Source organism: Sphingorhabdus sp., assembly GCF_046292425.1.
GTDB lineage: Bacteria > Pseudomonadota > Alphaproteobacteria > Sphingomonadales > Sphingomonadaceae > Sphingorhabdus_B.
In genome coordinates, this window is record NZ_JBKBQV010000060.1 from 1 (window position 1) to 16168 (window position 16168).

A 16168-nucleotide genomic window follows, 5' to 3' on the forward strand; every position below is an offset into this window, starting at 1 on the left:
CGCCGATCAGGGTTACGGCCATCGAACGCGAGCTCGGCACCGTCTACACCGCGGAAACGCTAGCCAAGCTGGTTGCACGATACCCGAAAACACGGTTCGTCTGGATCATGGGCGCAGACAATTTGTTGCAATTTCATCACTGGCGGCGCTGGCGGGACATCGCGCGACTCATGCCGATTGCAGTTATCGCCAGACCCGGCTATAACCCCCAAGTCGTTGCGGGTCCCGCAATGGCCTGGTTCAGACGGTTTGTCCGGCGTTCGGACCAGCGTCATCACTGGACGAAATGGAGTACGCCAGCGCTTGTCTTTTTGCGCTTTCGTCCAGATCCGCGTTCGGCAACCGCTCTTCGGCGTGCTGACCCATATTGGTTTCACCGATATAAGGAACTTGGAACGCGTGACGGCGTTACCCGAAATATTGTGCTTTAAGGAGCCATCTTGATCGATTCTGTATCCGTTCCTGCTGCCGCAAAGGCCAAGGAACCCACTTTGACCCCCGACGCATTGCATGCGTTGATTCTCCAGTCGCTTGACGATGATCAGGCGCAAGAGGTGGTCACCATCCCGCTTGAAGGCAAAAGCAATATCGCCGACCATATGGTCGTGGCTTCCGGGCGTTCGTCGCGCCAGGTTGCGTCCATGGCGCAGAAACTTGCCGAGCGTATCAAAAAGGCCGGACGTCATGCCCGCATCGAAGGTCTGCCCTCGGCCGACTGGGTGCTGATTGATGCCGAAGATGTCATCGTGCATCTGTTCCGTCCCGAAGTCCGCAGCTTCTATAATCTGGAACGCATGTGGGCCTTTGGCGACGCACCCGAAGTCGCGTCGCAATAACGCCGGTCGCCTGCGCCGATGGCGATGCGCCTGCACATCATCGCGCGCGGAAAGATTAGCCGTTCCCCCGAATCGGAACTGGTCGATCGCTATCTGAAGCGGATTAGCTGGCCCACTAGACACAGCGAACTGCCCGACCGGGGCGGAGATCTTCCGTCGTCGGACAGCCCCTACAAAACCATTATTATGGATGAAAAGGGCGAGCAGCTTAGCTCGGTCGAATTGGCGCGCTTGCTTGAACGCTGGCGCGACGACGGCGTGCGCGAAGTGCGCTTCCTGATTGGCGCAGCCGAAGGCTTTGATGACACCGCGCGGAAAGGTGCTGACAAGCTCATCGCCTTCGGGAAAGCGACCTGGCCGCATTTGATGGCGCGGGCGATGCTGGCTGAACAATTGTTCCGCGCCACATCCATCATTGCCAACCACCCCTATCATCGTGAAGGATAGGGGGATGCGGTTCTGGCTTGCCCTTGCGACGGTGACTTTGGCCCCCTTGGCCATTGCAGGTGGCCTCATGGCACAGGACACGATTTCCGACGAGGCGCAGCAACGCGTGTTGCGCGCGGCAAAGGAACGTGCGCTTTCGGCGGAGCGGCGCAGCGAATTGTTACGGCAGGAGGCAAGCAATGCCGACAGTGCAACCGACCGCTTCATTGCCCAACGCGCGGTGCTGTCTGCGGAAATCGCCGCAGCAGAGGCGCAGATTGACACTGCTGCCGCACGCGTTGCCATTATCGCGCGCCGCCAAAAAGTCCGGCAGTCACAGCTTAATGCGCAAAGCGAGCCAGTCTTGCGTCTTAATGCCGCGCTTCAGCAAATGGCAGGCAAGCCGACCTATTTGTTGATGATGCAGCCGGGACAGCGTGCGGACTATATCCATTTGCGTGCCGTTATGGCGACGGTGCAGCCAACGATTATGCGCCGAACAAGTGCGCTGCGCCAGCAGATTGCCGCGCAAAATGAATTGCAGGCGCAGGAAGTATCTGCCCTGAAATCATTGCGCGACGCCCGCAGCCGTCTGAAAAACCGCCAAGCGGCTTTGGCGCAGCTTGAGGGCGACGCGAACGGTGAGACCGGTGCTTTATCCGTCAATGCTGCAATTGCTTTTGAACAGGCGATTGCGCAAGGCGAACGGGCGCGGGACATTGTCGGTCGCATCGATAACCAGCGATTAAGCGCCGCAAAAGCGTCGGAACTGGCGGCACTGGATGGACCTTTTGTGCGGCCCGGACGGGCTGAACCGCAAACCTCTTCTGAAAATGCGTATATCTTGCCAGCGAAAGGCAAACTGGTGTCGGGGTTTAGCGAACTTACCACCACAGGCTACCGCGAACGTGGCATTCGGCTGGCGGTCGCACAGTCCTCCCGCGTCATTGCACCCGCGGCAGGCAGCATATCCTTTGCGGGACGCTATCGCAGCTACGGACAGATTGTGATTGTTGAACATGGCAATGGCTGGACCACTTTGATTACCAATCTCGATTCGGTCCAAGTGGGAAAGGGCCAGAAAGTCGATCAAGGCAGCCTGCTTGGACGGGCTGGAAAAGACGTGCCGGAAATCGGCGTTGAATTACGCAAGAACGGCAGATTCGTGGACATTGCGGCATTATTGGTTTGAGCCATAGGCCGATTGATCGAGTGCGCGTAACGATCCACGGCGAGTTTCGTGGTAAACATTCTTTCACCTTAGGTTAAGGCGAGATATAGCAGCGATGACAAGATGAAATGGAATTGGTCTATGAAGAACCGTTTGCTTCCCTCCACCCTCGCAATAGTCGTCGCACTTTCGGTGCCCGGCACTGTGCTCGTTGCGCAAAATATGCAGCAACAACAGGCACAGGCGCAGCAGATCGAGGATCTGGATGAATTCCTCGCTGTCTATCGCAAGGTCAAATCCAGCTATGTCGACAAGGTTGATGACAAGGCTTTGATGGAAGGCGCAATTAAAGGGATGCTGGCAAGTCTGGACCCGCATAGCGGATTTCTTGACCGGTCCGATTTCAGTTCGCTGCAGACGCAGATTGACGGGGAATATGGCGGTCTCGGGCTTTCCGTAACGCTGGAAGATGAAGCGGTAAAAGTTATTGCGCCTACCAAAGACACCCCGGCTGACAGGGCCGGCATCAAGCCTGGCGACTTTATCACCCATCTGGATGGCAAGCTGATTGTTGGCGGCACGCTTGATGAGGCGGTTGAGGCCATGCGCGGTGCGCCGGGCACGACGATAAGGCTTTCGATTTTCCGTCCCGGCCGTGATGCGCCGTTTGACGTGACGTTGACGCGCGCGATCATCGACCTGAAGCCTGTGCAATGGGAAGTGAAGAACCGCATTGGCGTTATTTCAATCACCGGCTTTTCTGAACAAACCGGTGCCGATGTGGTGTCCGCTGTTGCCAGCATCAAAAAATCATTGGGCGGCAACCCGCTTGGCTATATCGTTGACCTGCGGTCCAACCCCGGCGGCATATTGGACGAGGCCGTGGCGGTGTCCGATGCCTTTTTGACAAAGGGCGAGATCGTTTCCGAACGTGGCCGTGACAAGCGCAACATTGAACGCTGGTGGGCCGAACGCGCCGTACCTGGTGACGTGACGGGCGGTGCGCCGATTATCGTTCTGGTCGATGCAGGTTCGGCATCAGCATCCGAGATTGTCGCTGGCGCCTTGCAGGACCATCATCGCGGCCTTGTTATGGGCGAACGCAGCTTTGGCAAGGGATCGGTGCAGAATGTCCTTCCCTTGACCCGCAATACTGGCCTTCGCCTGACGGTGGCGCGTTACCACTTGCCATCCGGCCGTTCGGTTCAGGAAGGCGGTATCAAGCCCGATATCCGCGTCCCGCAACTGTCCGACCCTGATTATAAAAAGCGCGTCGCCGTCCGCGAATCCGACCTGCGTCGCCACTTGGTCAATGAATTGAAAGACGACACGAAGGATCTTGAAGAAGATATTCTTGATGATCCCCGCTTTGCGATGACTGCCGAGCAGTTGAAGGCAAAGGGCATTGAAGACTTCCAGCTGCATTACGCAATGGAGACGCTTCAGCGTTTGGGCTCCAAGACTATGAAGCTTGCGGAAAAGCCAGTGAAAGGCAAAGCGCAGAATTGATTGAAGCCGGTCTATGACATCGAAATTCGACAAGGCCCATTGGCTGGCATTTTTGCTACCTGCCGCATTGCTGGCGGGCGCTTATGTGTCGCAATATGCGGGCGGGCTTTTCCCTTGCGAAATGTGCTGGTGGCAGCGTTATCCCCATTTTGCGGCGGTGGCGATCACTCTGATTGCCTTCGGTGTTGGCAACAAGGGATATCGAAAAGCCCTGGTCGCTTTGGCCGCACTGGCTATTGCGACAAGCGGCCTGATTGGCGGATTTCATGCTGGCGTGGAATATGGCTTTTGGGAAGGACTGACCGCCTGCACAGCCACGATTTCAGGCAGCGGGGATGATTTGCTCAAGTCGATCATGAACGCGCCACTGGTGCGATGCGACGTTGCACCTTGGACTTTGTTCGGCATTTCGCTTGCTGGGTACAATTTTCTCTTGTCGTTCGGCGGCGCAATGCTCATCTTGGCAATGATATGGCGCAGCAAGAAAATCTGAAAACCACCGCACAGCGGCAATTGGCAATCGAACGCATGATTCGCGTCAACCAGGCGGGTGAATTTGGTGCGAAACGGATTTATGAGGGGCAGCTTGCGGTTATGGGCGATCGCACGCCCGCAGCGCGCAGCATTGCGCACATGGCCGAGCAGGAGGAGCGCCACCTCAGTGCTTTTGACAAGATGATGGCCGAACGGGGCGTGCGCCCTACGGCATTGCACCCCATATGGAATGCAGCAGGCTTTGCCTTGGGCGCCGTGTCCGCCGCGATCAGCCCGGAGGCTGCGATGGCCTGCACCGTGGCGGTCGAGACAGAGATTGATCGACATTATAGCGAACAGCTCGCGGAAATTGGTGACGGCGACCCGGAACTTGCGGCGATGATCGCGGATTTCCAGGCGGATGAATTGGAGCATAAGGCAACCGCTTTGGCCGAAGGTGCAGAACGTGCCTTTGGCTATCCAGTGATGAGTGCGCTTGTCCGCATGGGCTGCCGCACGGCCATCGCTGTGTCGAAACATATTTAGGGCGCAGGCTGCAGGCTTCATAAAGCATTCAGCCTGTGACGCGCAAACGCAGGCAACATATTTTTTGGAGAAAATCCCGTGAAAGCAATGGCCAGAATATCCGTAGCCTGTTTAGGCCTGATGATGTCGGCGCAGGCACCCGCGCAGGACGCTCCGACGGTGCAGCCCGGTGATGAAAAGATTAACCAGCTGATTATTTACGGCGACGATAAATGTCCGGAAAGTACCGGCGACGAGATCGTGGTGTGCGCGCGGATGGGCGAGGCGGATCGCTACCGCATTCCATCCAATTTGCGCGGTGACCCCAACGACCCCCGCAACCAGGCGATGTCCGAACGTATCAAATCCTACGAATATGTCGCTGCAAGCGGAACCATGAGCTGCTCGCCCTCGGGCGCTGGCGGCTTCACCGGCTGCGGCCTTGCCGAGATTAACAAGGCCTATGCTGAAAAGGCACAAGATCCCGGTATCACCTTTGGGCGCTTGATTGCCGCCGAACGCGCGAAGCGCATGGCAGGCATTGATGCGGAAGCTGCCGAGGTTGAAGAACGGGTGCAGGAGTTCGAAAAAGGTCGCGCAGAGCGTGAGGCCAAGCTGCAGGCGGAACTTGAGGCCAAAGAATCGGCCGGCGCTGATGCCGAACCGCTTCCTCAGCCCAAATAACCCGGTTTAGCTTTTCGCTTTCTCCGCCGCGACCCAGTCCTTGATCTGCTGCTCAAGTACATCAAGCGGCACCGACCCTTGCCCAAGTACGGCGTCGTGAAATGCCGCAAGATCAAATTTCGCGCCAAGCTCTTTAGTCGCCATCGTCCGCAATTCGCGGATTTTTAATTCGCCCAATTTGTAGGCGAGTGCCTGACCCGGCCAACTGATATACCGGTTCACCTCCGCCTCGATATTCGCGGCGGACAAGGCGCTGTTGTCGGTCATGAAGTCAATGGCCTGCTGCTTGCTCCAGCCCTTGGCATGAATGCCCGTGTCGACCACAAGTCGGAGCGCACGCCACATCTCGTAGGACAGCCGCCCCATATCTTTGGCAGGCGTATCATATAGCCCCATCTCGATGCCCAACCGTTCCGAATATAGGCCCCAGCCTTCGGTAAACGCCGTGAACGACGCGCCATATTTGCGGAAATCTGACAAGGGTAATTCCTGCTGCAAGGCGATCTGGTGATGATGACCCGGCACCGCCTCATGCACGGAAAGTGCCGGAACCTCCCAAAAAGGCCGCTGGTCCAGCTTTGATGTGTTTACAAAATAGGTGCCTGAAATTCCGATTTCGGGGGATCCCTGGTTATAATAAGCCGTGGTTGTGCCTTCGGCCGTTTCGGCCGGAATTTCCTTAATGCCATAAGGCAGGCGGGGCAGGCGGCCGAACAGGCTTGGCATCTTTCCATCGATGATCTTGGTCACCCGCGCGACCTTCTCCATCAGTTCTTCAGGCGTCTTGGCATAATATTGCGGGTCAGTGCGCAAATGCTGGATAAAGGCTTCACGGCTGGGGTAGCCGGCCTTTTGCGACACTTCTACCATCTCGGCGCGAATACGCGCTACTTCGCTGAGGCCAATCTGGTGAATTTGGTCAGCGGTTAGGTCCGTCGTCGTCTCTTCGCGAATCCGAAATGCGTAATAGGCCGTGCCATTGGGCTGCGCCGACACGCCGGGAGCCGTCGCGCAGGCTGGCTTGTAGCTTGCGGTATACCATGCCAACTGCTTGTTCAGTGCCGGGTGAATGACGTTGGTGATCGTCGCCTCGGCCTTCGCTGCCAGCGTCGCAAAATCGGCTTCCGATATACTCTCCGGACGCTTTGCCGCATATGGTCCGTAGAAACGCGACTGCCGAACGTCAGATGCGATCAGGCCGCTGACTGTGCCTTCAAAGCCAGTCAATGTTTCGCACGGTTGCGTGAATCTGCCCTTGATCGCAACATTGGCGACGGCGATATTCTCGTCATTAACGCGCCCATATTGTGCGAGCCGCGCATTGTAGCTTTCAAAGTCAGCTTTCGTTTTGAACGGAAGGTTGCGCGACATGCTTGCGATCTGCTGGTGCCAGCTCGAATAAGTTGTAAAATTGATAGCGCGTTGGCCAAACTTGTTGCCTTCGATTGAAGACACTAACGACCGCCTCAATATGCCTGCCTCCACCTTCGATGCTGCATTAAGCGCATTTGTAGGGATAGCATTCAAGCGGGCCAGATACTTCGCGGCGTCGGCGGCGCGGCGGTCCTGCGCGGCCAGCGTATAGTCGCCAAGTTCATTGGCATAATCATTCACCCCAAGCGCACTGGCATAGACAGGCGCTTCCTTCAACACCGTCGCCCACACCTCATCCACCAAATTGGTGAGATCCTTATTGGCATCGGCATAAGCGGTGGCCGAAAGCGCAAACATCGATCCGGCGATTAATAAGTTACGCATAAATTAGGCTTCTCCGTCACATAAATTTGTGACGAATAAAGCAGGGGCGAAGGCAATTGGCCAGCGCCTATTCTGTTAGCGTGCTGTAACCCGGCTTAACGGTCGCGCGCCCGACGGGCCTCATATTTGGCGGCATCTATCTGATTCTGCATATCGCGGCCAAGATTTTCAATAGCCGGCATCATATTTGCCATCGCGCGGGCAACGCCGCCCATCATGCCGACTGCCGCACGGCTCTGATCGCCTAATTCCTCGGGCAGGTAGCGTGCGTCGCGTCCAGCAACATCCGCAACAGTCGCGCCGCGCCGGAGCTGGCGTTTCACCGTACCGGGGCGTGCCGTCTCAATCGCTTCGGTTATGCCGTCAATTGGCATGTTCAAAACGGCGCCTGCCATGCGTTCAACCATGATGCCAACGCTGTCCTGAACAACGGGGTCAGACAACCGACCTGCCATGGATCCCATTCGAGCCCGGTTATCGTAACCAGCGCCGGATTCGTTATAATATGGCGAGACAGTGTCTGAATATTCTGCTGCGCCCGTTCCCGGAGCGTAGACGACGTCCTGGGCGTTTGCTGGCGCAGTGATTGCCGCCAATGGCAATACCAATAAAAGAATTTTATCGCGCATGGGTCATCCTTACCATCAAGTGATGGCGCAATTTTTACCGTCGCGAGCCTGAGTGCAAGCTGAACAAATAGGCTCAGCCTACCGCAATCCTCATTCTACTCGGCTGCTTCCAAAGCCTCATGGTCCGACAAAGGCTGGCTGAGACGCGTAAGCATTTCCTTCGGACAGATCTGCCAGAATTCGCTCCGTCTGCGATCCCAGTCCTCGATGATCGATTTCGACCATGCGCTGTCGGTTTTTTCGGCATGCGCGGTGATAAGGGTTTTAAGCTGTTCCTCCCAATAGACGCTTTCGAGCCGTTGCCACACGATGCTGTCGGGGTTGGCCATTTGGGCAAAGTCGCGTTCGGTGTCGAGCACGAACGCCATGCCGCCCGTCATGCCAGCACCAAAATTGCTGCCGACCTTACCCAGTATGACTGCCATGCCGCCGGTCATATATTCAAGACCATTGGAGCCGCAGCCTTCCACGACGACATGTGCGCCGGAATTGCGGACGGCAAAGCGCTCGCCGGCTTGTCCGGCGGCGAACAGGCGGCCGGACGTTGCGCCATACAGCACTGTGTTGCCGACGATACTGTTCTGATGGCTAACGAGCGGGCTGCTGACGGTAGGCCTAACGATGATCGTGCCGCCTGACAGGCCCTTGCCGACATAGTCATTGGCATCGCCAAACACTTCAAGGGTGATGCCCTGGCACAAGAACGCACCAAGCGATTGCCCGGCCGACCCGCGCAAGCGGACATGGACATGCCCTTCTGCCAGGCCCTTCATGCCATATAACCGCGTGATTTCGGAGCTGAGCCGAGTCCCGACCGCGCGATGCGTGTTGCGTACATTATACGTCAGCTGCATCTTTTCGCGCCGCTCGAACACGGGCTTGCCATCATGGATCATCTGCGCATCAAGGCTGTCGGGCACTTCATTGCGGAAAGTCGGGATGCTGAATCGGCGCGCGCTGTCCGGCGCGTCGACCTTGGCGAGGATCGGGTTAAGATCAAGATCGTCCAGATGCTCCGCCCCGCGACTGACCTGCCGAAGCAACTCTGTACGCCCGATGACTTCGTCAATGCTGCGATAGCCAAGCTTGGCCAATATTTCGCGCACCTCTTCGGCTATGAAGGTCATGAGGTTAATGACCTTCTCCGGCGTTCCCGTAAACTTTTTGCGCAAGGCCTCATCCTGAACGCATACCCCAACAGGGCAGGTGTTCGAATGGCATTGGCGCACCATGATGCAGCCCATGGCGACAAGGCTGAGGGTCCCGATGCCAAATTCCTCAGCGCCCAATATCGCGGCAATCACGATGTCGCGTCCGGTTTTCAGGCCGCCATCGGTGCGCAGCTTGACGCGGTGGCGAAGGCCATTGAGAGTAAGCACCTGATTGGCTTCGGACAGGCCCATTTCCCATGGCGTGCCGGCATATTTGATGCTGGTCTGCGGGCTTGCACCCGTGCCCCCGACATTTCCTGACACAAGGATGACGTCGGCATGTGCTTTTGCAACTCCCGCCGCGATGGTGCCAATGCCTGCAGCACTGACAAGCTTGACGCATACCCGAGCGCGCGGATTGATCTGCTTAAGATCGTAAATCAGCTGCGCGAGATCTTCGATTGAGTAAATGTCGTGATGTGGGGGTGGTGAAATAAGCGTGACCCCCGGCGTCGAGTGCCGCAACCGCGCGATCATCTCGGTCACCTTGAAGCCAGGCAATTGCCCGCCTTCGCCCGGCTTTGCACCTTGCGCGACCTTGATCTCGATCTCCTCACACGCGCCCAGATACTCGGCGGTCACGCCAAAGCGGCCACTGGCAATCTGCTTGATCACGCTATTGGCATTGTCGCCATTTTCGTAGGGCTTGAACCGCTTGCTGTCCTCGCCACCTTCACCCGATACGGCCTTTGCGCCAATCCGGTTCATGGCAATCGCAAGCGTCTCATGCGCCTCAGGCGACAGCGCGCCTAGTGACATTCCGGGCGTCACGAACCGTTTGCGGATTTCGGTGATTGCCTCGACCTCGTCAATCGCGACGGGCTCCTTGGCAAAGTTGAACTCAAGCAAATCGCGCAAGTAAATCGGCGGCAGTTCCTTCACGCCCTGCGCAAATTGGGTGTAGGTTGAATAGCTGTCGTTCGCGACGGAGCTTTGCAGCAAATGCATCAGGCCAGCGGAATATGCATGTGCCTCACCACCATCCCGTTGCTTGTAGAACCCGCCGACGGGCAAGCGTGCAATGGCGCTATCAAACGCTGCTTCGTGACGATCGCGCGCGTTGACATAAAGCGAGTGATAGCCTTCGCCCGAAATCTTGTTTGGCATACCGGGGAAGAAGTCATTGACCAAAGCCCGCGACAGGCCAACCGCCTCAAAATTATAGCCGCCACGGTAGCTGGAGATGACAGCAATGCCCATTTTGGACATGATCTTCAACAGGCCTTCGTTGATCGCTGTGCGGTAATTTTCGACGGCTTGTGACAGCAGAAGCTCCCCAAGCAGGCCACGACCATGGCGGTCGGCAATCGCTGCTTCGGCCAGATACGCATTTACGGTGGTCGCGCCAACGCCGATGAGCACTGCGAAATAATGCGTGTCCAAGCATTCGGCAGAACGCACATTGATAGACGAGTAGCTGCGCAGGCCATTGCGGACCAAATGCGTGTGCACCGCAGCAGCCGCAAGGATCATTGCAATACCGACGCGGTCTGCGCTGATATTCTCGTCCGTCAGGAACAGCTCGGATTTACCCATGCGAACGGCTGCCACAGCCTCTTCCCGGATACGCGTGATGGCGGCGCGCAATCCCTCTTGTCCGGTGGAGATGTCGTACGTGCAGTCAATCTCTGCGCCAAGGCGACCAAACGCGGCCTTTAAGCGGTGCCAGTCACGCCCAGTCAATACCGGGCTGTCGAGCACCAGAACGTCAGCATTCTGGCTCTTCTCCTCCAAAATATTGGCAAGGTTTGAAAAGCGCGTCTTCAGGCTCATCACATGCCGTTCGCGCAAGCTGTCGATGGGCGGGTTGGTGACTTGGCTGAAATTCTGGCGGAAGAACTGGCTGATCAAACGCGGCTTGTCGCTGATGACGGCAAGCGGCGTGTCGTCGCCCATCGAACCGATGGCTTCCTTGCCATCCTCGATCATCGGCGCGAGGATCATTTCGACATCTTCCAATGTCATGCCAGCGGCGATCTGACGCTTGGTCAGTTCAGCCCGCGACCAAGCGGGCGTGCTGTCTTCGCCCGCATCCGGCAGATCGTCGATGCGGCGGAAGCCATTGACCAGCGCGCCATAGTCCTGCTCGGCAGATATGCGGTCCTTCAATTCGCCATCGCGGTACAATTTGCCTTCATCAAGATTGACGGCAATCATTTGCCCGGGGCCGAGGCGGCCTTTTTCTAATATCGTGGACTCAGGCAGGACAACCATTCCGGTTTCCGAGCCAATGACGAGCAAATTGTCTGACGTCAGGCTATAGCGCAATGGACGCAGCGCGTTGCGGTCAACGCCCGCCACGGCCCAATGCCCATCGGTCATCGCCAAAGCTGCGGGACCATCCCATGGCTCCATCACGCTTGCCATATATTCATACATTGCACGGTGAGTCGCGGGTAGGTTCGGGTTTGATTGCCATGCCTCGGGAATGAGCATGAGCTTGGCCGTTGGCGCTTCCTTGCCCGAACGGACCAGCGTTTCGAACACGGCATCCAGCGCGGCGGTGTCAGATGAGCCTGCCGGAATGACTGGCTTAATGTCATCCGACTGTGCGCCAAAGGCGATGCTGGCCATCTTGATCTCGTGGCTCTTCATCCAATTCTGGTTGCCACGGATGGTGTTGATCTCGCCATTATGCGCAAGGCCGCGGAACGGCTGTGCCAGCCACCATTGCGGAAAAGTGTTGGTCGAATAACGCTGATGGAAAATCGCGACCCGGCTCTCAAAACGGTCATCCTGAAGGTCAGGGTAAAACACCGACAGTGACTCAGCGAGGAACAGGCCCTTGTAGACAATCGACCGGCACGACATCGAACAGATGTAGAAATCGCGGATCTGCGCTGCGATGATTTTCTTCTCGATCCGGCGGCGGACGAGGTACAGATTCTTTTCAAACTCCGTCGCATCGACCTCATCCGGCATTGGTCCGGCAATCATGATCTGCTCGATCTCGGGCCGCGTGGCTTGCGCCTTGTCGCCGATGACGGACACATCCACCGGCACCTGACGCCAGCCATAAATGGTGTAGCCAGCGTCGATGATTTCCGCCTCAACGATCGTTCGGCAATTCTCTTGCGCGCTTAAATCAGTGCGCGGCAGGAAAACCATGCCGACTGCAAGCCGGTTAGGCATTGGCCGGTGGCCGCTATCCGAGATTGCATCGTCAAAGAAGCGAACGGGCAGGTCGATATGCAGCCCCGCGCCATCGCCGGTCTTGCCATCGGCATCGACTGCGCCGCGATGCCATACGGCCTTCAGCGCCTCAATCCCCGCTGCCACCACACGGCGCGACGGCTTGCCATCGGTCGCCGCAATCAAGCCAACGCCGCAGGCATCGCCTTCGGACTCAGGATGATACATGCCTTCACGGGCAAGGCGTTCATGTTCGGGGGTGGGATAGAATATGGTCATGCTGCTTGCCTCTCGCGGCTTGCTTTCGATTTCAGATAATTGTGCATATGCTGGGTAACATCGCGGCCATCGCGAATTGCCCAGACAACAAGGCTTGCACCGCGCACGATGTCGCCAATGGCGAACACACCATCTAGGTTAGTCATTTGCGTCGTGTGATCTACCCGCACGGTGCCCCAGCGGGTGACGTTGAGGTCAGGTGCGTTGAACAATACAGGCAGGTCTTCGGCCTCAAAACCAAGCGCTGTAATCACCATATCGGCGTTCAGCGTGAAATCGCCTTCGGGATCATTCTCCGGCGTGCGGCGGCCGGACGCATCGGGGGCTGCAAGCCGCATCTTGGCGACATGCACGCGCTCGACCTTGCCATTGCCGTCAAAGCCCTTGGGGCCGGAAAGCCAGACAAACTCGACGCCTTCTTCCTCGGCATTGGTCACTTCGCGCTGCGAGCCCGGCATATTTTCGCGGTCGCGGCGGTAGAGGCACTTTACGGATTTGGCGCCTTGGCGGATCGCAGTGCGGACACAGTCCATTGCGGTATCGCCGCCGCCAATGACAACCACATCCTTGCCCTGCGCATTCATCGCGCCGCTTTCGAAAGCGGGTACGGCGTCGCCAAAACCTTTACGGTTGGATGTGGTCAGGAAGTCGAGCGCAGGGACAATGCCCTCCAGCCCAATACCCGGCGTCGCAATGGCGCGCGCCTTATACACGCCCGTCGCGATCAACACCGCGTCATGCTTCGCGCGCAAATCATCGAGCGATGCGTCGCGGCCAACTTCGAAATTGACGTGGAAATGAATGCCTGCATCCTCAAGCCGTTTGACGCGGCGCATGACCACGTCCTTTTCCAGCTTGAAGCCGGGGATGCCATAGGTCAGCAGACCCCCCATCCGATCATACCGGTCATAGACATGAACTTCATAGCCAGCGACGCGCAGATATTCTGCCGTGGTCAATCCGCCTGGCCCCGCCCCGATAATCCCGACAGACTGCCCGCGCGATGGACCAACTTCGACTGGTTCAACCCAACCCTGTTCCCATGCTGTGTCAGTGATGTATTTTTCAACCGAACCGATGGTTACTGCGTCGTGCCCTGAAAATTCGATAACGCAATTGCCTTCGCACAGGCGATCCTGCGGGCAGATGCGTCCGCAGATTTCGGGCATGGTGCTGGTAAGATTGGACAGCTCATATGCCTCGCGCAAACGCCCTTCGGCGGTTAGGCGAAGCCAGTCGGGAATATGATTATGCAACGGGCAATGGACCGAGCAATATGGCACACCGCACTGCGAGCAACGCGATGCCTGATCGGCTGCGGACTCAGGCGCATAACGGTCCGCAATTTCGGCAAAGTCTTCAGCGCGAAGCTCTGCGTCCCGTTTATGAGGGTAAGCCTGCGGCTTTGAAATGAACTTCAACATCGGATCTTTGGCCACAACAAACTCCTTGCGATGCGCTGCGGTTAGCGTGGCAAAGCATTGCTGTCACGCAAAATTCAAAAGATAGGTCAGCTATGCTGACTATTAGTTTGCAGTTTGAGACTATAATTTAAAGTGGCGCAATATTATTTCAAATAATTGAGGCCGATTCGGAACCTATCGCATTGTTAGCCAAATTAACGCCGCCGAGCCTGCTATGATTCGGTAATAAGCAAAGGGTGCAAATCCATATTTGCCCACAATGGCGACAAATGCCTTCACGACGATCAGGGCCACCAAAAAAGCGGTCGTAAATCCAATCGCGATCATGTCGAGATCATCAGCGTTCAAGAGCGCCCTGTCTTTCCAAAGTGCATAGACGGTTGCTGCGGCCATGGTCGGCACAGCAAGGAAAAAAGAAAACTCCGCCGCCGTTTTGCGCTCCACGCCCATCATAAGTCCACCCATGATGGTCGCACCTGAGCGGCTGACACCTGGCAACATGGCGGTGCATTGGACCAGACCAATCGAAAGGGCTGTGCCAAACGGAATTTCTTCAACCGCGTTAAAGCGGACGATCTTCACCAGTCGCTCCAACGCCAAGATGATGATGCCACCAACAATTAGGGCAATGGCAACAATATGCGGTGCCTGCATCGCCGCGCGGATGGAATCATAAGCGATAACGCCAATCACCAGCGCAGGTGCAAAACCAAGCATGATGTTTCGCGTAAAAGCTACCGGACCAGCCTCCAACTTCAGCAGGCCGGCTCCAACCGACCAAAATCGCCGCCAGTAAACCAGGATCACTGCCAAAATTGCACCTAGCTGAATTGCTATTTTGAATGCCACTGAACTATTGTCGGTAAAACCAACCAGCTCGCCCGCCAAAATGAGATGTCCAGTGGATGATACTGGCAAAAATTCTGTCAATCCCTCGATAATGCCGAGAAGGACAGCGATCATCCAATCGTTCATTGGCCGGTGCCTGCTTGGCCCGTACCTTTAGCGCTACTGCCAAATCGGCCATGCTTGCGGTAAATATTCAACCAATCGGCGGCGACGACATCCAGCGGCGTTGGAACAATTCCGTAAGCTGTGATCCCGTCTGTTCCTGTCACTACGTTATCTCGGCCGAGCATTTTATATTGGTCCTCGGTGATTGGCGCGCCCGGCATCCATCCGGTGCCCTTGGCGAGCATCTTGGCTGCAATGTCGGGCACTTCAATAAATACAGGATCGCGACCGATGGCTTTTGCGATCCAGCGGTTCAGTTCCATCATCGAAAATATTTCTGGTCCGCCAAGCTCCAATACGCGGCCATCCTGATGCGCAAGCGCAGCGGCCACAGCTTTGGCAACGTCGCCTGCGAACACCGGCTGGAATCGCGTATGAGCGCCAATGACGGGAACAACGGGAAGCATCCGGATTAATCCGGCAAAGCGGTTGATAAACTGGTCTTCGCGACCGAACACAATCGATGGCCGCAATATGACGGCAGATGGAAACGCGGCGTGGACCGCAGCTTCCCCGCCAGCTTTGCTTTTGCCATATTCTGCATCGCTGCGGGCATCTGCGCCAATCGCCGATATGTGCACCAGGGCTCTGACACCCGCAGCGGTTGCGGCTTGCGCCACATTGCCCGCGCCGGTGTTTTGAACCGCATTCATATCGGCAAAGCTGCCCACGAGGTTGACGACGGCATCAGCATCCATAACCGCCCGTGCAACGCTGGCTGGCTTGCGGATGTCCGCCTCCATCAACTGAACTTGGCCCAAATTGCCGAGCGGCTTGATATAATTGGCGCTACTCGCATTGCGGCATGCAACACGTATTCGCGCGCCGTGACTGAGCAGCACTTGTGCGACATAGCGGCCCAGAAACCCGCCGCCACCAAAAACCGTTACCAACTTGCCTTGCATAAATGCTCCGTCATGCCGCGAGAAAATCTAGGGGCGCTTTGCACCACCGCTAGGCAGCTTTCAAGGCCGACATGCGCGAAAATGGCTGGGAGGCCGTTTGCATTTCGTTGTGCACCGACATAATCTGCCAAAGGCAAGGCACAGCCGTTGACAATATCACCTGATCGCTTAAAGGAGCGCGCCTACCCGAC

Annotated in this window: 13 protein-coding genes and 1 pseudogene; 8 read left to right on the forward strand and 6 right to left on the reverse strand. The window is 56.9% G+C overall.

The window, feature by feature from the left end; translation table 11 throughout:
• The 8 genes and pseudogenes from ACK4S7_RS11305 to ACK4S7_RS11340 all read left to right on the forward strand — a co-directional run.
• Window positions 1-431, forward strand: a pseudogene (locus tag ACK4S7_RS11305) (nicotinic acid mononucleotide adenylyltransferase); the annotation flags it as partial.
• Between the two features lie 12 nt (window positions 432-443).
• Window positions 444-836 carry a ribosome silencing factor gene (gene rsfS / locus ACK4S7_RS11310; RefSeq protein ID WP_409646866.1) on the forward strand — a complete coding sequence of 131 codons (393 nt, stop codon included), beginning with the start codon at window positions 444-446 and terminating at the stop codon, window positions 834-836.
• Window positions 837-860: 24 nt separating this feature from the next.
• Window positions 861-1283 carry a 23S rRNA (pseudouridine(1915)-N(3))-methyltransferase RlmH gene (locus ACK4S7_RS11315; protein WP_409646868.1) on the forward strand — a complete coding sequence of 141 codons (423 nt, stop codon included), beginning with the start codon at window positions 861-863 and terminating at the stop codon, window positions 1281-1283.
• A 4-nt stretch (window positions 1284-1287) separates the two neighbouring features.
• On the forward strand, window positions 1288-2454 hold the full coding sequence (locus ACK4S7_RS11320; RefSeq protein WP_409646844.1) for a murein hydrolase activator EnvC family protein: 1167 nt from the start codon (window positions 1288-1290) through the stop codon (window positions 2452-2454).
• A gap of 120 nt (window positions 2455-2574) precedes the next feature.
• Window positions 2575-3942: a S41 family peptidase gene (locus ACK4S7_RS11325; protein WP_409646846.1), complete on the forward strand. Its 1368-nt coding sequence runs from the start codon at window positions 2575-2577 to the stop codon at window positions 3940-3942.
• A gap of 13 nt (window positions 3943-3955) precedes the next feature.
• A complete protein-coding gene (locus ACK4S7_RS11330) occupies window positions 3956-4435 on the forward strand; it encodes a disulfide bond formation protein B (RefSeq protein ID WP_409646848.1) in 480 nt (159 codons plus the stop codon).
• Window positions 4414-4962 (forward strand): demethoxyubiquinone hydroxylase family protein, encoded by a 549-nt coding sequence (locus ACK4S7_RS11335; protein ID WP_409646850.1) that lies wholly within the window; start codon window positions 4414-4416, stop codon window positions 4960-4962. The genes ACK4S7_RS11330 and ACK4S7_RS11335 overlap by 22 nt, the downstream gene beginning before the upstream one ends.
• A gap of 120 nt (window positions 4963-5082) precedes the next feature.
• On the forward strand, window positions 5083-5625 hold the full coding sequence (locus ACK4S7_RS11340) for a hypothetical protein (RefSeq protein WP_409646852.1): 543 nt from the start codon (window positions 5083-5085) through the stop codon (window positions 5623-5625).
• Between the two features lie 6 nt (window positions 5626-5631).
• Here the strand turns inward: ACK4S7_RS11340 and ACK4S7_RS11345 are convergent, their stop codons facing one another.
• From ACK4S7_RS11345 to ACK4S7_RS11370, 6 genes are all read right to left on the reverse strand, one after another.
• Complete coding sequence (locus ACK4S7_RS11345; protein WP_409646854.1) at window positions 5632-7383, reverse strand: DUF885 domain-containing protein; 1752 nt, start codon at window positions 7381-7383, stop codon at window positions 5632-5634.
• A 95-nt stretch (window positions 7384-7478) separates the two neighbouring features.
• On the reverse strand, window positions 7479-8012 hold the full coding sequence (locus ACK4S7_RS11350) for a hypothetical protein (protein WP_409646856.1): 534 nt from the start codon (window positions 8010-8012) through the stop codon (window positions 7479-7481).
• Between the two features lie 95 nt (window positions 8013-8107).
• Window positions 8108-12634, reverse strand: a complete 4527-nt coding sequence (gene gltB, locus ACK4S7_RS11355; protein ID WP_409646858.1) for a glutamate synthase large subunit — start codon at window positions 12632-12634, stop codon at window positions 8108-8110.
• Window positions 12631-14073, reverse strand: coding sequence for an NAD(P)-dependent oxidoreductase (locus tag ACK4S7_RS11360; protein WP_409646860.1), 1443 nt, complete (start codon window positions 14071-14073; stop codon window positions 12631-12633). The genes gltB and ACK4S7_RS11360 overlap by 4 nt, the downstream gene beginning before the upstream one ends.
• A 159-nt stretch (window positions 14074-14232) precedes the next feature.
• Window positions 14233-15033, reverse strand: coding sequence for an undecaprenyl-diphosphate phosphatase (locus ACK4S7_RS11365; RefSeq protein WP_409646862.1), 801 nt, complete (start codon window positions 15031-15033; stop codon window positions 14233-14235).
• Window positions 15030-15977, reverse strand: coding sequence for a complex I NDUFA9 subunit family protein (locus tag ACK4S7_RS11370; protein ID WP_409646864.1), 948 nt, complete (start codon window positions 15975-15977; stop codon window positions 15030-15032). The genes ACK4S7_RS11365 and ACK4S7_RS11370 overlap by 4 nt, the downstream gene beginning before the upstream one ends.
• Window positions 15978-16168 lie beyond the last annotated feature (191 nt).